This is a genomic window from Shewanella sp. 10N.261.52.F9, from assembly GCF_041471165.1.
GTDB lineage: Bacteria > Pseudomonadota > Gammaproteobacteria > Enterobacterales > Shewanellaceae > Shewanella > Shewanella marinintestina.
This window is the reverse complement of sequence record NZ_JBFRNX010000015.1, coordinates 1-19,092: the sequence shown is the minus strand read 5'-3', so window position 1 is coordinate 19,092 and position 19,092 is coordinate 1. Positions and strand designations below refer to the sequence as shown.

Annotated in this window: 14 protein-coding genes; 7 read left to right on the top strand and 7 right to left on the bottom strand. The window is 43.5% G+C overall.

Features of this window, described 5'->3' with window-relative positions; translation table 11 throughout:
* Positions 1–113 precede the first annotated feature (113 nt).
* The 4 genes from AB4298_RS12030 to prmA all read right to left on the bottom strand — a co-directional run bounded on the left by AB4298_RS12030 (position 114) and on the right by prmA (position 4,368).
* Positions 114–1,646, bottom strand: a complete 1,533-nt coding sequence (locus tag AB4298_RS12030; RefSeq protein WP_249000632.1) for a leucyl aminopeptidase — start codon at positions 1,644–1,646, stop codon at positions 114–116.
* A gap of 397 nt (positions 1,647–2,043) precedes the next feature.
* Positions 2,044–2,349 carry a DNA-binding transcriptional regulator Fis gene (gene fis, locus AB4298_RS12025; RefSeq protein ID WP_012153658.1) on the bottom strand — a complete coding sequence of 102 codons (306 nt, stop codon included), beginning with the start codon at positions 2,347–2,349 and terminating at the stop codon, positions 2,044–2,046.
* A gap of 17 nt (positions 2,350–2,366) precedes the next feature.
* Positions 2,367–3,335 (bottom strand): tRNA dihydrouridine synthase DusB, encoded by a 969-nt coding sequence (dusB, locus tag AB4298_RS12020; RefSeq protein WP_220780388.1) that lies wholly within the window; start codon positions 3,333–3,335, stop codon positions 2,367–2,369.
* A gap of 151 nt (positions 3,336–3,486) precedes the next feature.
* Entirely contained in the window at positions 3,487–4,368 is an 882-nt protein-coding gene (gene prmA, locus AB4298_RS12015; RefSeq protein WP_249000618.1) for a 50S ribosomal protein L11 methyltransferase, read from the bottom strand.
* Between the two features lie 409 nt (positions 4,369–4,777).
* On the opposite strand from prmA, the gene AB4298_RS12010 reads away from it, so the two are divergent.
* The 4 genes from AB4298_RS12010 (at position 4,778) to AB4298_RS11995 (ending at position 9,427) form a co-directional block, all read left to right on the top strand.
* Positions 4,778–5,497, top strand: coding sequence for a fumarate reductase cytochrome b subunit (locus tag AB4298_RS12010; RefSeq protein WP_249000617.1), 720 nt, complete (start codon positions 4,778–4,780; stop codon positions 5,495–5,497).
* Positions 5,498–5,628: 131 nt separating this feature from the next.
* On the top strand, positions 5,629–7,626 hold the full coding sequence (locus tag AB4298_RS12005; protein WP_371986890.1) for a fumarate reductase flavoprotein subunit: 1,998 nt from the start codon (positions 5,629–5,631) through the stop codon (positions 7,624–7,626).
* A gap of 8 nt (positions 7,627–7,634) precedes the next feature.
* Positions 7,635–8,366, top strand: coding sequence for a fumarate reductase iron-sulfur subunit (locus AB4298_RS12000; RefSeq protein WP_248472478.1), 732 nt, complete (start codon positions 7,635–7,637; stop codon positions 8,364–8,366).
* 143 nt (positions 8,367–8,509) lie between these two features.
* Positions 8,510–9,427 carry a LysR family transcriptional regulator gene (locus AB4298_RS11995; RefSeq protein ID WP_371986889.1) on the top strand — a complete coding sequence of 306 codons (918 nt, stop codon included), beginning with the start codon at positions 8,510–8,512 and terminating at the stop codon, positions 9,425–9,427.
* 90 nt (positions 9,428–9,517) lie between these two features.
* Here the strand turns inward: AB4298_RS11995 and rho are convergent, their stop codons facing one another.
* Positions 9,518–10,783, bottom strand: coding sequence for a transcription termination factor Rho (gene rho, locus AB4298_RS11990; RefSeq protein ID WP_249000614.1), 1,266 nt, complete (start codon positions 10,781–10,783; stop codon positions 9,518–9,520).
* Between the two features lie 237 nt (positions 10,784–11,020).
* Positions 11,021–11,347, bottom strand: a complete 327-nt coding sequence (trxA, locus tag AB4298_RS11985; RefSeq protein WP_012278950.1) for a thioredoxin TrxA — start codon at positions 11,345–11,347, stop codon at positions 11,021–11,023.
* A gap of 404 nt (positions 11,348–11,751) precedes the next feature.
* On the opposite strand from trxA, the gene rhlB reads away from it, so the two are divergent.
* The 3 genes from rhlB (at position 11,752) to AB4298_RS11970 (ending at position 17,465) form a co-directional block, all read left to right on the top strand.
* Complete coding sequence (rhlB, locus tag AB4298_RS11980; protein ID WP_249000613.1) at positions 11,752–13,065, top strand: ATP-dependent RNA helicase RhlB; 1,314 nt, start codon at positions 11,752–11,754, stop codon at positions 13,063–13,065.
* Positions 13,066–13,078: 13 nt separating this feature from the next.
* A complete protein-coding gene (locus AB4298_RS11975; protein ID WP_371986888.1) occupies positions 13,079–13,990 on the top strand; it encodes a Ppx/GppA phosphatase family protein in 912 nt (303 codons plus the stop codon).
* A gap of 481 nt (positions 13,991–14,471) precedes the next feature.
* On the top strand, positions 14,472–17,465 hold the full coding sequence (locus AB4298_RS11970; protein ID WP_249000611.1) for a TonB-dependent receptor: 2,994 nt from the start codon (positions 14,472–14,474) through the stop codon (positions 17,463–17,465).
* 56 nt (positions 17,466–17,521) lie between these two features.
* On the opposite strand, the gene AB4298_RS11965 is transcribed toward AB4298_RS11970, so the two are convergent.
* The gene (locus AB4298_RS11965) at positions 17,522–18,055 is read right to left on the bottom strand and encodes a thioredoxin family protein (protein WP_249000610.1); all 534 of its coding nucleotides are present in this window, start codon (positions 18,053–18,055) and stop codon (positions 17,522–17,524) included.
* Positions 18,056–19,092: the final 1,037 nt, after the last annotated feature.

Below are 19,092 nucleotides of genomic sequence, written 5' to 3'. Positions count from 1 at the left end.
GGAGCTTGGCTGCGAAAGTAGTGAGTTCAGTCCGCCAGATAAACAAAAGCCCTGCATTGCAGGGCTTTTTTATGACTTGCTATCATCTAAGTTATAGATGTCGTACCAAAAGCTTATTTGCTTTGAGTCATAAGCCAGTTACTTAGTAAACGTACGCCGTGACCTGTGCCGCCTGCTGGAGTCACACCCACATCTTTTGCTGCCAATGCACTACCCGCAATATCTAAATGCGCCCACTTAGTATCGCCAGTGAATTGCTGTAAGAATACCGCTGCTGTAGTAGCGCCAGGGCCGCCAAAACCGGCATTTTTCAAATCAGCAATTGGGCTTTTTAGTAAGTCATCGTATGCAAGTGGTAAGCGCCATAGCTTTTCATCTACTGCTTTACCTGAGAAAGTGAGTTCATCGACTAGGGCATCATCTTCACTAAATACCGCAGTGTAGCGTTTACCTAGTGCACGAACCTTAGAGCCGGTTAATGTCGCAACATCAACCATTACTTGTGGCTTGTAGTATTCACGGGCGTACCACATGCCATCGGCTAAGATTAGGCGACCTTCAGCGTCAGTATTGAGCACTTCAACGCTTAAGCCTTCAGCTGTCATCAATACATCACCTGGCGCCAGAGCGGTTTCAGATACCATGTTGGCTGCCATTGGCATTACCGCGACGACGTTAACATCAGCTTTTTGCAATGCCATGGCTTTAACTGCACCAAGTACTGCAGCTGCACCAGCCATGTCAGACTTCATGCGCGAGATCGAATCGCCAGATGCCTTAATGTTATAACCACCCGAGTCGAAGGTGATACCTTTACCCACAAGCGCGATTGGGGCATCGTCATTACCTTCCCAGTGAGCAACAACAAGGCGAGCGCCTTCTAGAGAACCACGACCAACCGCATGTAATGCGCCCATACCTAGCTTGGCAATTTTCTTAGGCTCTAAAATGGTAATTTTTACACCGAGCTTTTTAAGCTCTTTTGCTGCATTGGCAAAGTCTACCGGTGTCATCTCAGTTGGGGTTTCAGAGGTTAAGTCACGAGCTAAGAATACGCCTTGCTCAATCGCTGCTAGCTGAGTGTATCGCTTGTCAGTGTCTTTCGCTGCGTCGACGGCGATGGTGTAATTTTTTTCAGCAGGCTTTTTCTCTGAAAAGTACTTATCGAACTTGTAAGCGCGTAGGTTAATACCGTGAGCAAGCTCTGCAGCGAAGCTAGCGTTGCTGGTGGCATCGTTAAGGCCATCGGTTAATACTTGAATGTCTTTTACTTCAATGCCGTTGAAATGGGCGGTGATTTCCGCACCAAGTTTGTTGACTTCACCGGGAGTTAATTCTGCTTCATCGCCGACACCAATCACTACAAGGCGTTTAGCATCGATACCAGTAGGCATTAAAATCTCTACGATTTGTTTCTTTTCGCCAGTAAACTCTTGCAAGGCTAAGGCATTGCTAATTTGCTGCTTTGATTGTTTATCTAACTTGCTAAGCGCGCTTGATGCTTTTTCGCCTGCTTGGAAGACCACTAACGTGTCGATGTTATTAGATTGCTTTTCGACAAAATCAAATGTCTCGGCATTTGCAGTGAAGCTGGTTAATAGACCTAGGCTTAATGCACTGTTTAGTAGGGTTTTCTTAGTTAGCATAATGTCCTCTATCGGGATTTAGTTCTGCGGTCATGTTTGCAAATATGCCGCAGCTTTAATTGTTGTAATGATACTGATTCTTCAATCTGCACAATGGCCGTGCTCATGCTTTGTTGAGTAGCGGCGGGTGGTGCAATTTATCACTTTTTTAGTTAACAACTAAGTTAAAACTTGTTAGAAATTGTCACATGGTTTGCGAGTCTACAAGGTGAAAATTAGCCGAAGCTGAAAGCGCTGCATGGTTTGAGGATTATTTGCTTGATTTACAAATGGAAAGAATGGGACTTTGATAGAGGCAATAGAGATAGCGGGGTACATATGAGGGTACATATAAAAGCAAAACGGGCTTTCCATTGCTGGAAAGCCCGTTTTAATACAACATGTTAAGACGTAAGTCTTAGTTCATGCCGTATTTCTTTAATTTCTTGCGTAGAGTACCACGGTTGATACCTAGCATGTTGGCAGCGCGAGTCTGGTTGCCACGAGTGTGTTGCATGATGATATCTAGCAGAGGTGCTTCAACTTCGCTTAACACCATTTCATATACTTCTTCAGCTTCTTGCCCGTCCATCTGAGCGAAAAAGTTAGTGACAGCACGCTTTACCGCATCACGTAGTAATTGTGGCTTGATAGCGCCACTTGCGGTTTCGATTTTGCCAACAGTAAGTGGGTGAACTTCAGTGTGAGTAGTCTGATCAAACATTCGTATTCTGCTCTTTATTAATATGCAACAAATTCATCAAAATAGCGTTCCACCATGGAACATTGTTCTTCAACGGTTTCGAGTCGATTAAATTCGGCCCTAAAAGGTCGTTGATGTTCTTGGTCTAGGTACCAGCCAACATGCTTTCTTGCGAAGCGGATGCCCTTAAAATCACCATACAATTTGTATAGTAGTTCCAGGTGTTCAAGCATAACTTGACGCTTTTCATCCATCTCAACGGGCGCTAGCTTATTACCTGTATCCAGGTAATGTTGGATTTCCCTAAATATCCAAGGCCTTCCTTGAGCTCCTCGTCCAATCATCAGGGCATCCACACCAGTATAATCCAACACAAAACGTGCTTTCTCTGGCGTTAAAATGTCTCCATTGGCGACAACAGGTATCGAGATCTGTTTTTTAATTGCTTTAATTGTGTCGTACTCGGCATCGCCTTTGTACATGCACTGCCTCGTTCTGCCGTGAACGGCTAATGAAGCAATACCGCAATCTTCTGCAATCTGGGCGATATGAACACCATTCCTGTGCTCTGGAGCCCAACCCGTTCGAATTTTTAGCGTGACAGGCACATCAACTGCGGCGACAACAGCACGTAGAATTGCTTCTACTTGTACTGGATCTTGTAGCAAAGCTGATCCTGCAAGCTTCTTATTCACTTTTTTCGCTGGGCAGCCCATATTAATGTCAATGATTTGCGCCCCTTGTTGTACGTTGACAACAGCGGCATTGGCCATTAACTCAGGATCTGCTCCGGCAATCTGAACCGAACGTATTCCGTCTTCACCTGCGTGTGTCATACGCAAGCGGCTTTTATCTGTATCCCAAACCTCAGGATTAGACGAAAGCATCTCCGACACGGCTAAGGCTGCGCCATAACGTAAGCAGAGATTTCTAAAGGGTTGGTCTGTGACACCTGCCATTGGGGCCACGATCAACTGATTTTTCAGGCGATAGGGTCCAATCTGCATTTATCAAAACACCTTGCTCGTCAAAGGGGCGCTATAGTACGCCTTTTTCAAGCCTGTGAAAAGGTCAATAAATGACCTGAGGGCAACTTTTTTGCTTGACTTTTGTTGAGTGAGAAGTCAGTCGCGGCGCTTAAAGCGCCGCTGGTTACCGCTATTTGCGTATACCTGTCAAGCGACTCCAGTCGTCTTTGTGAGCCGGTGCATCCATATCGAACCACTCGCTGTAGAAAGCTGAGACTTCTTCTGCTTGCTCTTGTAATAAACCCGAAAGTGCCAATTGGCCACCTGGTTTCACTTTTTCAGCAATGAGTGGTGCAAGTTCGCGCAGTGGGCCTGCAAGAATGTTGGCAACTAGGATATCGGCAAGCAAATCTGCAGGCTGATCTTCTGGTAGATATAGATCTAGCTTATCTTCAACACCGTTACGTTCAGCGTTAGCTTTTGATGCTTCAATCGCTTGATAGTCGATATCGATACCGGTAACGCGCTCAGCACCAAGCTTCAGTGCTGCTACGGCTAAAATACCGGAGCCACAACCAAAGTCGATAACGTCTTTATTAGTGTAATCTAAGCCGTCTAGCCACTCTAGACAAAGTGCGGTAGTTGGGTGAGTACCAGTACCAAAGGCTAAACCAGGATCTAAGATCACGTTAACTGCGGTTGGGTCTGGAATTTCACGCCAGCTTGGGCAGATCCATAGGCGCTCACCAAACTGAATTGGGTGGAAGTTATCCATCCATTCACGTTCCCAGTCTTTATCTTCAACTTGTTCAATCTTGTGGCTAAAGTTTTCGCCTAGGTAAGGCAAGCCTTTCAGCATCGCTACGATTGGTGCTAGATCGTAATCTGCTTCAAATAGTGCCGTTAATACTGTGTGGTTCCATAGTGGTGTTTCACCTAAGGTTGGTTCGTAGATTGGCGTATCTTTGCCATCTTCATAAGTGATAGATAGTGAACCAAGATCCATAAGCATGTCGCTTAGGGCATCGGCGTGCTGGTTGTCGGTGTCGACTTTTAATTGGATCCAAGGCATGGGATCGTCTCTGTAGCTAGATATAATGGCGTTATTGTAAACCATCTGCTCGATTTACGTCAGCGCCAACATTAAAAAGCAGTGGTTTTTGTTGTGAGCAGGCCTAAGCTTACCGTTGTGAGTAAAAATCTCGACTAGATTGTGTGCGAAATTGTGAATTTAAATATAGACTAAAGTATAAGGTGTTTAAGTGTTTTAGTGTTTACAATTCGATGTCAAGTTATTGAATTTGGTCGGTAAAATGGTTTGACCAGCGTTTGCTTTTATAGTTTGCGTTTGTGATCACTGTCAAAGAGTGGTGAGTAGCTTGGTGAGCAAGCTCACGCTTTAAAATGGCGAATATTTGTAGGGCAAATCTTCCTGTTATGGTGTAAGTCCCGACAATAGGCACTATAAAAGAAAAAGAACCGTGAGAACCCTAACTGACACTGTAAACCTATTTCAACAAAAAGTAGCTAACACCTGGTCTGCCAAAGCTGACCGCTTGCAAAGCGCTACCGGCATTCTTTTAGGATGTTTTTTGCTGGTGCACCTACATTTTGAATCTAGCATTTTATTTGGTAAAGAAGCTTTCTACCATGTAGTGCAATTTCTTGAGGGCGGCATGTTTAGCGAAACCGGCCACGGTTATCCGCTATTGACCAGCATATTCTCAGCCTTCTTATTGGTAGTGGTTTTAGTCCATGCAGCGTTTGCACTACGTCGCTTCCCTGCTCAAATTGGTCAGTGGCGTGCGCTACGTAGCCAAATGCAAGTGGTTAACCATAGCGATACTCGCGTGTGGTTCTGGCAACTTGTCAGTGGTTTCATCTTATTCTTCCTTGTGCCTGTTCATCTATACACCATGATTGCGACTCCGGAAATTGGCCCGCATTTAAGTGCTGAGCGCGTGTATCACGATAATGCATGGTTACTGTATATCGTTTTGCTGCCTGCAGTGGTTATTCATGCAATGTTTGGTTTGTACCGCGTTGCAGTGAAATGGGGCATTAGTGCTAATCGTAATGGTCTACGTAAATTAGCTCATATCTTAGTGGTGTACTTAATGGTGATTGGCCTGTTAAGCCTAGCTCAGTACATGATTATTGGCAGTGAATTAACGCTCCCGATTGAACCATTTCGTCCATAAGCCAACAGATTAATTGATGCCGATTGAATCAGTCGGTATCAATAAAAATTAATAAAAATAACGCTGAGCATGGCAATGAGTCATGACACAGCGCAATAGAACATCGACCTATTCCTATTTAAGGAGCAAGCGTGAAACTCATATATACCGATTCTTTAGTCGTGGGCGCCGGTCTGGCTGGACTAAGGGTCGCCATCGCCTCGAAAGAGAGAGGGCTCGACACCGTTGTGCTATCTCTGATCCCTGCTAAACGTTCACACTCTGCGGCTGCGCAAGGTGGCATGCAGGCAAGCCTTGGTAACACTGTAAAAGGCATGGGTGATGATGAAGATGTGCATTTCCAAGATACTGTAAAAGGGTCTGACTGGGGATGCGATCAGGATGTCGCTCGTATGTTTGCTCATTGTGCACCTAAAGCAGTGCGTGAACTGGCTAATTGGGGCGTACCTTGGACGCGGATTACTAAAGGACCACGTCAGGTGGTGGTGAATGCAGAGAAAGTCACCATTGAAGAAGCAGAAGAGGCGCACGGTTTAATTAACGCCCGCGACTTTGGTGGCACTAAAAAGTGGCGTACTTGCTACACGGCTGACGGTACAGGACATTCGCTGTTGTATGCGGTAGATAACAAAGCGATTTCAATGGATATTCCTGTGCATGAGCGCATGGAAGCATTGTCGCTGATCCATGATGGCAAGCGTTGTCACGGTGTGGTTGCACGCTGCTTAATTACCGGTGAGCTTATTGCTTATATTGCTAAGTCGACCACCATTGCGACGGGCGGTTATGGGCGTATTTATGAAGTATCGACCAACGCGATTATTTGTGAAGGTGTGGGTCAAGCACTAGCACTAGAAACCGGCGTTGCCAAGCTAGGTAACATGGAAGCGGTACAGTTCCATCCTACCGCAATTGTACCTGTGGGCATTCTAACCACTGAAGGTTGTCGTGGTGATGGTGGTTTATTGCGTGACAAAGATGGTCACCGCTTTATGCCTGACTACGAGCCAGAAAAGAAAGAGCTAGCATCACGTGACGTGGTATCGCGCCGTATGACTGAGCATATGCGCAAAGGTAAGGGAGTAGATAGCCCGTACGGTCCGCATTTGTGGTTAGACATTACTTTGCTAGGTCGTAAGCATGTTGAAACCAACCTGCGTGAAGTAAAAGAAATTTGTGAGAATTTCTTAGGCATAGACCCTGCTAAAGATTGGATCCCAGTCAGACCAACGCAGCATTACTCTATGGGGGGTATTCGTACTGACGCTACCGGCCAAAGCCCGCAGCTTAAAGGCCTATTCAGTGTCGGTGAAGCAGCATGTTGGGATATGCACGGCTTTAACCGTTTAGGCGGTAACTCATTAGCTGAGACTGTGGTTGGCGGCATGATCATCGGTAAGTATGTTGCTGACTTCTGTGAGCAAAATACCCTTGAAATCGACACTAATCTAGTTGAGACCTTTGTGGGTAAACTACAAGGTGAAATTGACGAGCTAATTGACGGTGACGGCACAGAGAATCCATTTGAGCTTAAGCAGCAGATGCAGCGCATCATGATGGATTACGTGGGTATTTTCCGTAATGGCCCAGAGCTTGATAAAGCAGTGAGTGAACTACAAGACCTGCTTAAGCGTGCTAATGCGTTAGGCCTTAAGTGTAAGAAGCGCCATGCTAACCCTGAACTAGTAGAAGCGCTGCGTGTTAAGCGCATGCTTAAAGTGGCACTAACCGTTGCTGCAGGTGCTGCTGCGCGCACAGAGAGCCGCGGAGCACACGCGCGTGAGGACTTCCCACAGCGTAACGACAAAGATTGGCTAAACCGTACGTTATCAAGCTGGCCAGACGCTAACAGTCTGTCACCACAGCTTGAGTATGAGCAATTAGATGTGATGAAGATGGAATTGCCACCTGGCTACCGTGGTTACGGTATCGACAACGCTATTGCCCATCCAGACACGGAAAAGCGTGAACAACAAATTGCAGAGATTATCAGCCAGCTTGGCCCTGATGCCGACAGACATCAAAAACAAGCGGCGGTTATGCCATTTGATGTACCAGAATCATTAAAACCAAAGAACGAACGTTTGAGTGACAAACTAAATTCAGGCGCAGGAGAGATCGCTAAATGAGCCAACAAATGGCTAAGGGCCGCACCTTAACTTTCAGTATTTTCAGATATGATCCGCAAATGCCGGATGATAAGCCGAAGATGGTGGATTACCAGATTGAAGAAGCGCCTGGTATGACGGTCTTTATTGCACTAAATCAGTTGCGTGAGTTGCAAGATCCATCGCTGCAGTTTGACTTTGTTTGTCGTGCAGGCATTTGCGGTAGCTGTGCCATGGTGATTAACGGTATGCCGACTTTAGCGTGCCGCACCTTAACAAGTAAGTTTGCTGATGGAAAAATTAAGTTAATGCCGCTACCAGGCTTTGAATTGATTGGCGACTTGTCGGTGAATACGGGTAAGTTTATGCGTGAAATTGCCGAGCGCTTAAAGCTATGGCTACACCCGAAAGCGGGCGATGATGATATTCATCGTTTAGAAGCGCCAATGTCACCAGAAGAAGCGGCTAAGCTATATGAGCTAGAGCGCTGCGTTGAGTGTGGTGTATGTGTGTCAGCGTGTGCGACTAAGCAAATGCGTGATACCTTTGTTGGTGCTGTTGGCTTAATGAAGATTGCGCGTTTTGAGCTAGATAGTCGTGATGCACGTAATGCAGAAGATTTCTACCATGTGATTGGTAACCAAGACGGTGTGTTTGGTTGTATGACGCTACTAGGCTGCCAGGACAACTGTCCGAAGGATTTGCCGCATATGCAACAGATTGCTTATCTACGCCGTAAGATGGCTGTTACCTTGGTTTAATCGACTCGATAAAACTAAGCGTTTCATTCAGAACCTATATTGACAAGCCTGCTTAACGCAGGCTTTTTTGTGGGTGACGTTTAACCGCTGTTTATCTACAATCAAATTATAATAAAGCGATATTTATACACGGAATATTGATAATGCAACTTAACGATTTGAAGCTATTTGTGCGCGTCGCTGACTGCGGCAGCTTGACTGCAGCAGCACTTGAGCTGGATATCTCCTCAGCTGTTGCCAGTGCAGGCTTAAAACGACTAGAGAAAGAACTAGGTACGGCATTGTTTATTCGTAGCACACGCAGCTTACGTTTAACCGATGCGGGTGAGCGTTATCTAATTCACTGCCGCCGCGCTTTATCAGATCTGGAAGTGGGTCAGCGCGCTATTGAAAGTACCCAAGCGAGTATTTCTGGGTTAGTGAGTTTATCTGTGCCGTCAGATGTCGGTCGCAATGTGTTGCTGCCGTGGCTGGATGATTTTTTGCTAGAGTACCCAGAGCTCAAACTTAGGCTGCATATTGGTGACAACTTATCTGATTTTTATCATGACAAAATCGATGTAGCACTGCGTTCTGGTGTACCTAAGGACTCTTCGCTGGTGGCCTTTAAAATCTGTAATTCTCACCGAGTACTGTGTGCATCGCCAGACTATATAGCCCGCTTTGGTAACATCACTTCACTTGAGCAGCTACCTAATCATAACTGCTTATTTTTTATGTTAGATGAGCGGACTCATGACCAATGGATTTTCAATAAAAATGGTCAACAGCATAAGGTAAGAGTAACGGCTAACCGAACTTGTAATGATGCCGATATTGCAAGGCGCTGGGCAGTTGCAGGCCAAGGTTTAGTGTTTAAGTCTTGGTTAGATCTTACTGAGGATATAGATAGTGGTCGGTTAGTGCCGTTACTTAACGAGTACCAAGGGGAAGATGCGGATTTATATCTGGTATGTCCTGGTCGTGAGCATGTTACGCCGGTGATTCTGTTGCTGCGGGATATGCTACGTGAGCGTTGTAAACAGCGCTTGGCACGGGTAAAGCACCTGATGGGCCGATAATGCCAATAGGTGCAAATAGCAGATACAAAAAAACCGCACGAATGCGGTTTTTTTGTTTTATCCGTTTAGGGCGGATAGTGTAAAAGCTAATTAGCTTTTAGCGCGTTTCATCGCTGTGAAGAACTCATCGTTAGTCTTGGTCATTGCCAATTTATCGATAAGGAACTCCATACCTGTCACTTCATCCATAGGATTAAGGATCTTACGTAAGATCCACATCTTCTGTAGCTCGTCCGGCGTAGTGAGTTTCTCTTCACGACGCGTACCAGATCGGTTAAAGTCGATTGCTGGGAACACACGCTTTTCAGCCGCTTTGCGAGAAAGGTGTAACTCTTGGTTACCGGTACCTTTAAATTCTTCGTAAATAACTTCATCCATTTTAGAGCCAGTATCAACTAGCGCAGTTGCGATAATTGTTAAGCTACCACCATGCTCGATGTTACGTGCAGCACCAAAGAAACGCTTTGGACGGTGTAGAGCGTTAGCGTCAACACCACCAGTAAGTACCTTGCCTGATGAAGGAATTACCGTGTTGTAAGCACGTGCTAGACGCGTGATAGAGTCAAGTAAGATAACAACGTCTTTCTTGTGCTCAACTAAGCGCTTAGCTTTCTCAATAACCATTTCTGCAACTTGTACGTGACGGCTTGCAGGCTCATCAAAAGTAGAAGCGATAACTTCACCTTTTACCATACGTTGCATCTCAGTTACTTCTTCTGGACGTTCGTCAATTAGCAAAACCATCAACACCACTTCAGGGTTGTTGTGAGTAATACTTTGCGCCATGTTTTGTAGCAGAAGTGTTTTACCAGCTTTTGGTGGCGCAACGATAAGACCACGTTGGCCTTTACCGATTGGTGAACATAAATCCAGAATACGTGAAGTGATATCTTCAGTAGAGCCATTACCACGTTCCATGCGTAGACGATCTTGCGCATGTAAAGGTGTAAGGTTTTCAAAAAGGATTTTGTTGCGAGAATTTTCAGGCTTGTCGAAGTTAACTTCGGTAACTTTTAGAAGGGCAAAATAACGCTCGCCTTCTTTTGGTGGACGGATTTTACCGAAAATCGTGTCACCAGTTCGCATATTGAAGCGTCTAATTTGGCTAGGTGATACATAAATATCATCTGGACCCGCTAAGTATGAACCATCAGAGCTACGAAGGAAGCCGAAGCCATCTTGTAAAATCTCTAAAACGCCACCACCGAAAATATCTTCACCGCTTTTAGCGTGGGCCTTAAGAATAGAGAAAATGATATCTTGCTTACGAGCACGAGCCATATTCTCTAGCTTCATGTCCTGCGCAAGCTGGACTAAATCTGATATTGAGGTGTCTTTTAATTCTGATAAATTCATCTTGGTGGGTCTTGTTTTGTACGTGGCAATGCCATCTACGATCAAAGGTTTGTAGCTTACTAGAGTATCGATCGGATAGCGAGAAGTGGGTTAATTAAGAATGTTTCTGGTTATTAAAGTAGCACTAACAAGGCGGGGCGTCTAGAAGTTTAGCTAAACCCGACACATTTTCTTATTGAAGCTGTGTCGGGAGTCACTTAATAGCGCCTAATATTGGATTAATGGGCGCTAGAGTGATTATAGCTGCGCGTCAATGAACTCTTTAAGCTGAGTTTTTGATAGTGCGCCAACTTTAGTGGCAGCAAGCTCACCAGCTTTGAAAAGCAATAGAGTTGGGATGCCGCGAACGCCGTACTTAGCTGGTGATACGTTGTTTTGGTCAACGTTTAACTTAGCGATAGTGATCTTACCTTCGTACTCCTCAGCTACGTCGTCTAAGATTGGGGCAATCATCTTACATGGACCACACCACTCAGCCCAAAAATCAACCAGAACTGGTAGTTCTGAATTAATTACGTCATTTTCAAAGCTATCGTCGCTTAGGTATACAATCTTGTCGCTCATGTCGTTCTCCAGTTTGGCTGCCATTGCTGGTTTGTTAATGGCTTAACCTGTATATTGGGTCGGTAAAATAACTTTTCAAGCTAAAAGTTATGCAAATATTAATGTCGGCACTCTTTAGTTCGTTAAAACGCTTTAGACAAGACGCTGATTTACAGGCATAGTTAGCCTACGTCAACGACGTTTAACGCTTGATGCGTTTAAAATTGTCTTAAGAGAACTGTATACACACGCTTAAATTTCATCGCATCGTATATAAATAGAGGGAATGATGATTCCGTCACTGATGCCAAATATATCGTGATACACGTTTCTCCGAGAGTGCACTAATTTTCCGTGATAAAATTCTATCGCTATTTCAAACGATCGAGTTTTTTATTGCAACCTTTTACAGGTAAGCCTGCGCTATGAGCGATACACATTTATCTACACAAAAGTTTGCTGACTTCCCTCTACATAAGGAAGTACATCAAGCACTTAACGAAGCTGGTTTTGAGTTTTGTACACCAATTCAAGCTTTATCGTTACCGATTTTATTAGAAAAAAAAGATATAGCAGGTCAGGCTCAAACGGGTACAGGTAAAACGCTGGCCTTTTTAGTTGCCACCTTTAACCACCTTCTATCGACCCCTATTCCAGCCGAACGTCAAATCAATCAACCTCGCGCTATTATCATGGCGCCGACTCGTGAGCTGGCTATCCAAATTGCTAAAGATGCAAATCTGCTAGCAAAGCATACCGGTCTTAAAGTGGGTATTGTTTACGGCGGTGAAGGTTATGACGTTCAGCGTAAAGTATTAGATCAAGGCGTTGATATTCTAATTGGTACTACGGGTCGAATTATCGACTACGTTCGCCAAGGTGTTATCAACGTTAGCGCAATTCAAGCTGTGGTTCTTGATGAAGCCGATCGTATGTTCGATTTGGGCTTTATTAAAGATATTCGTTTCTTGTTTAGACGTATGCCAGATGCTAAATCACGTCTTAACATGTTGTTCTCTGCAACGCTTTCAATGAAAGTGCAAGAACTTGCTTATGACCACATGAACGAACCTGAGAAAGTTGAAATTGCGCCAAACGAGAAAACTTCAAAGAACATTAAAGAGGAGATCTTCTATCCATCGATGGAGGAGAAGATGCCTTTGTTATTGTCTTTGCTTGAAGAAGACTGGCCAGAAAAAGCCATCGTGTTCTCAAATACCAAGCATAGTTGTGAAAAAGTTTGGTCATGGCTTGAAGGTGACGGACATCGCGCAGGCTTGTTAACCGGTGATGTGCCGCAAAAGAAACGTTTACGTATTCTTGAGCAGTTCACAAAAGGTGAAATTGATATTCTTGTTGCGACTGACGTTGCTGCGCGTGGCTTACATATTTCAGACGTTTCACACGTTTACAACTATGACCTACCTGATGACTGTGAAGATTATGTGCACCGTATTGGTCGTACAGGTCGCGCTGGTCAAAAAGGTGTGTCAGTGAGTTTTGCATGTGAAGAGTACGCACTTAACTTGCCTGCAATTGAGTCTTATATTCAGCATTCAATCCCGGTAACGTCATACGACAGCAGTGCTTTACTTGATGATATTCCACCACCAGTACGTATTCATCGCAAGCCTACGACTCATACTCGTAACTCGCGTGGTACAGGCGGTAATACACGTCCTCAGGGCGGTCAACGTAATGGTCCGCGTCGTCATGACCGAACCCGTAGACATTCATAGGCGATAACGCTTAATGACGACACCTCTTTACGCAGCCATTACGTTAGGCTCAAATAGTTTTAATATGTTGGTTGCTGAAACGGTAGGACAACAACCTAAAATTATTGCCAAGTATAAACGTAAAGTCCGTTTGGCCGAAGGTATCCAGGCTGATGGTTCGTTAAGTGAAGAGGTGTTATTACGCGGTCTAGACTGTTTAACTATGTTTGCTGATATGCTCAATAAAGAGGGCGTGTCTGCAGATAATGTTGCTGTTATTGCAACAGCGACATTACGTAAAATTTCTAATTCAGATGATTTTTGTCGTCGCGCTTTACCTATTCTTGGTCATCCAATCGAGATCATTTCAGGCATGCGTGAAGCCGAGTTGATTTATCAAGGTATGGTAGCGACTACTGATGGTCAAGGGCGTCGATTAGTCATTGATATTGGTGGTGCGAGCACAGAGTTTATTATTGGTGATGGTAGTAAAGTGCTACTTAAAACCAGTTTGGCTATAGGCTGCGTGACTTTTAATGAGTCATTTTTTAGTAATGCTCCTTTGCAACAGCTTGACTTTGATGACGCCAAAAACAAAGTTAAAAAAGTGCTTGGTGAGCAGCTAATAACTCTAAAATCATTAGGTTGGCATTGTGTTGTTGGTGCATCGGGCAGTGTGCAATCAGTTGTTGAACTGCTCAACCACAGAGGCTTGCCTACGGCGATCACCCAAGATGTTTTATTAGCACTTAAGCAAGAAATCCTGTCACAAAATGACTTATCAATGCTGGATATTCGTGGTTTAAATCATGAGAGAGCCCCCACATTTGCAGCTGGGGTTGCCATTCTTCTCGCGTTATTTGAGTTATTAGAAATTGAGAAGCTACAACTGTCTGGTGGTGCATTGCGTGAAGGCGTTTTGCAAATGCTTGCAGAGCAAGCTTAACTTCCTTATTTTATCTACAGTAATTTTTAAATATTAACCTGGCCTCTCCATTTTAGGTGTTCCCCATATTTTGAGTAATCAGTATTAAAGGCTGAGTACCTCTATCTAGCCTTATAGTCTTGTAATAGCAAAGGCTATTACAATGACGTTATTTTTAATCTCAGCCTCACTTGCTCCTGATCCTTAGCGAATTTTTACTACTTATTTAAAAATACTACTGCAATTTGCAATTCTTTTTCTAATCACTCTAGTTGTTAATTTTTTTAACAATTATAAGTTGTTACATCCTTCTACATCTTAATTTTCTTTCTAGCTTAAGACGTACCTTCAGCATTCACGGGTCATTATTGCATAAAGTACATTGTATAAAATATTCGTTTAATGTTAATCTTTTGTTGCGTTCGGTTGTTTTTCACTCAAGCACACTAATAAATATTTTGGCTGAGCGCTTACTAAAAGAAGATTTAAGGGAGAGTAAATTATGTCTGGAAGTAACGCTTTGACGCGATTTTCGCCGAAAAAGACGCTCGCTGCACTTGCGGTAGGTTCGGTGTTATTTATATCTGCACCAGCTGCGATGGCTGCAGATACAAGTATTGTAAAGGGACACATTGTTAATGAGTCTGGTAGCAACTTATCGAATGCCACCATTACCCTAAAACATAAAACTAAGGGCTTAGTATTTACGGTTGAGACTAATGAGAAAGGTGATTACCTTCTACGTAATGTCCCTGTGGGTGACTATGACATTACCATTAGCAAAGATGGTTATGAGCAAAACCAAGAGAATGGTGTAAGAGTTAGTATCGGCCAATCAGTCATACTAGACGGTCAATTGTATAATGCTGGCACCGATGATGTTGAGCGCATTGCAGTAACAGGCAGTATGATCCGTCGAGTCGATACCGCCTCATCAACCTCTGGATTAACCTTTAGCCAAGACGAGTTGCAAACAATGCCTGTTAACACTGGTTTTGAAAGCATTGCATTGTTGGCACCTGGTACCGCAGCACCAGGCGGTTCAAATTTTAATGGCGCATCTAGTTTTGGCGGTTCATCAGCTGCAGAAAATGGTTACTATTTTAATGGTCTAAACGTTACTAGTATTCGAACTGGTATGGGGTCTATTCGTTTGCCTTGGGAGGCTATTTCTCAAACTCAAGTTAAAACGGGTGGCGTAAGCCCTGAATATGGCGGTGCATTAGGCGGTATTGTTAACGCGGTTTCCAAGTCGGGTGAAAACGAATTTAAGTTTGGTGCAGAAGCGCGCTGGGATCCATCATCTCTTCGTGCCACTCAAGATAGCATTTATCAATCAAACGGTGAGATTAGCACTAACACTCAGCAAGATAGCTATGACTTCAAAGAGCTACAGCTTTGGGCAAGTGGTGCGATTATTGAAGATTCACTATTCTTTTACGGTTTATTTGCACCTAGAAGAGAAGAGTCTGAGTGGGCTGGCCAAACAACAAAAACAAGCAAAGACCGTGAAGAAGACCGTTGGTTCGCCAAGTTAGATTGGTATATGACAGACGACCATTCAATTGGTTTTTCTGCAATGAACAACAAGCGTACTTGGACAAATAAAACTTATGCTTACGACTGGGAAACTAATGTTATTGGTGAAAAACAAGGTGTTGATGCGCCTGGAGAAGATGGCGGTAAAGTCTATAGCTTAAATTATAATGGTTATTTATCTGATACCTTCTCTGTATCAGCTGTTGTTGGCCGTGTACAAGAAGATGTTGAAAATGTTGTAGCCTCAACTAATCCTGGTGTTTGGGATTTCCGTGACGGTACAACCACTCTCAGCCAACACACAAATTCATCTGTTTCTGAAGAGCATTACACTCGAGATCAAGCACGTATCGATTTCAGTTGGGATTTAGAAGACCACTCAATTCAGTTTGGTGTTGATTATACAAAAGTTAAAGTTGACTACAGTTCTTCTCAAAACGGTATTGGTGATGCACAAGGTTGGTGGTCTGTTTATACCGCTGGTGCAGACGATAACTCAGGTCAAGTCGAGGGAGCTGATTACATCGAACGTCGTGTTCGTGAGCGCTTTACCGATTCAGATGTAACTTCAACTGCTTTCTATATCAATGATTCATGGCAAGCGACAGATAACTTAGTGTTAAACCTAGGCTTACGTTATAGCGAATTTGAAAATACAGTTTCAGATGGTCGTGCTTATGTTGAAATGGAAGATCAATTTGCACCACGTGTTCAAGCTATTTATGACGTCTTTGGTGATGGCGAGGCAAAAGTGTTTGCTACCTATGGCCGCTACTTCCAGCCAGTATCAGCTAACATGAACATCACTCAAGGTTCTTCATCTATTGAATGGTTTGAGTATTCAGAACTTGATCAAGTCGATAGCGATGGTCATCCAGTGATTACAGCTGATGGCTCACCAAGTCGCGGGGCTATGCTACGTGATCGTTGGTATCGTCAAAAAGGGATTACTGAGCCAGGTCTAATCGCTTCTTCTTCACTTAAATCTATGTACTCAGATGAATTTACTTTAGGTTATCAGCAGGAAGTATTTGAAACTATGACCGCTGGTGTTCGCGGTATTTACCGTGATTTAGGTCGTAGCGTAGAAGATACTGATGTAGGACCAGTATTATCGAAAAAGCTTGCTGAGTTGGGTATTACCGATAACGTAGGTCAAAGCTCTTATTATGTTCTGCTAAATCCGGGTGAAGATGTTGCTATTTCTTATGACTTCGATGGTGATGGTAAAGTTGATAATGTTAACTTAAGTGCGGCAGAGATGGCATTACCTGAAGCTGAACGTAAGTATGTGGCGTTAGAGTTTACTCTAGATGGTTCTGTTACTGACGATTTACGTATCAATTCATCATACACTTGGTCTCATAGTTATGGTAATACCGAGGGTTTAGTTAAAACAGATAATAACCAAGCCGATCCTGGTTGGACTACATCTTACGACTATGGTGACTTGATGGATCATGCTAATGGTGATCTACCGAATGACCATACGCATGCATTTAAGCTAAGTGGTGCGTATGATATTACAGAAGAGCTAATTTTCGGTTTTGTCACTCGGGTAACTTCAGGTCGCCCACAAAGCTACTTCTCTGTCCATCCTGAAGGTGTCGATAGCTGTGCTGCGGGTAATCCATGGGATGATTGTATTAGTCGTTACTATGGTCAAGCATCACACTATGATGAAAATGGTAACCCAGCACCGCGAGGCTCAGCAGGTAACTTACCTTGGGTAACCAATATTGATCTTTCGTTGACTTATATGACAGAAATCTTTGATGGTGACTTCACAATTAAAGGAACTGTTTATAACGTACTTGATTCTGATTCAGCTACAAATATCAATGAAGAAAGAGCGCGTTACGGGGACTCTGGTCTGGAGTTGAATCCAGATTATGGAATGGTAACTGATCGCCAAGAAGAACGTTTCTTCTCAGTCGTTGCACGTTACGAGTTCTAAGTAACGGGTAGATTTAAAAAGGCCGCATTAGCGGCCTTTTCTTTTATTAACAAAGGTTATTTTAAAATCTTAGCTAAGTCAGCCTCTAGTGACACTTCTGGTCTTTCCACAATACGGCCAATCTCTTCGTCATTTTGCTCGACTATAAAGGTAGGGATTCGGCTAAACTCGTAGTTAGCCGCTAAAGCTTGTGGATCTTGCTTCTCTCTATCAACACCAATATAGATGACCTCAATATTCGGGTTATTGATCTCTTCAATAAGACGAATAAATCGTGGCGTTTCACGGTGACAGTCTGGGCACCAAGTGCCAATGATAACGGTCACTTGTGTTGGCTTATCGACTTTTTGCAGTTTAGCTACTATCGCAGTATCTGCTTTATAGTTTGTATATTCATCATTGAACCAGTCAAATTCGTTAAGCTCTTGATGTGTTACTGCACCAGTTAAAATCACTTCTTGTTTCTCCTCACTGCAAGTTGCTAGAAAGCCATCTTGTTTATCTTCAAACCCACAGCCGCTATTTGCCATGCTTTGGCTACTGAAGAATAACAATGTGGTCGCGAGTAATGCTTTAACGTTATTGTGCATGATTATACCTTTGGCAAGAAGAAATGATGTTGCTTTATTCAAACATGTCTTAACAAATGGGTGAAGCTCACGATTGCCGCACTGTTAAAGGGATCACCTTATAAACAAGAAATGTATTTCGTATATTGGTTTTTGCGACAAAGCCTTAAAACTGGCTGAATCGAACTCGTTATAACCTTAAGGTTATCTATATAAAGTAAGTGGCACATGAACTGCTCTATTCAGATAATAAGTAAGGAGCTAATAAAGGTGCGTCGCGAAAAATGAGTTAATAGCTATCATCTCAATTGATATCACTGGAGGGGAAAGCAACTTGGATAATGCCAGCTAGATAATCCGATTGAAGTAATTAGCTATATAGCAGAGGACTTTCTGAATGACGCGTAGGAATTGCGTCAGATCTATAAACGTCGATGTTAGTGATGATTCTTTCCTTTATATAGCAAGACTTCTTTATTGCGAAGCTAGATAAGGCTATAAGCAAAGAAAATATCGACAGGTAACCCTTAACCAAATAATGAAAATATCAAATTTGTTTGAAATTGTCCGTGCAACTCAAAAATACTGTACTAGACTCATTATCCCAGCGCACAAATAGTAGACATAAAACCGAGTTTTGTGGATAACTCTGGGGGTATTTAGTGGGTATGATGTGCTTAATATATCTTTTTGAAAAAACGCCGATTTTCTTTCAAAAAGCGCTTGCGCTGCTGCGAGAACTCCCTATAATGCGCATCCACTGACACGGCACAGCAGGCCAACTACCCAGCGTAAACGCTAGATAGAACGGGACTTGCGACGGGTTAGAGAGTTAAAACTCCACGGAGATTTGACTCAGGTGGCAATCGCTTTAGAAGCTAAATTAGATATGACTTGAACAAAGAGTCATCGCTTGAAAAACTTCTTAAAATAAGCGCTTGACGCCGACACTGGAGAGTGTAGAATACGCCTCCTCAGCCAAACGACCTAAGCGTCTAAGGCGAAGTCTGAAAGACGACTTCACGCTCTTTAACAATATGACAAGCAAATCTGTGTGG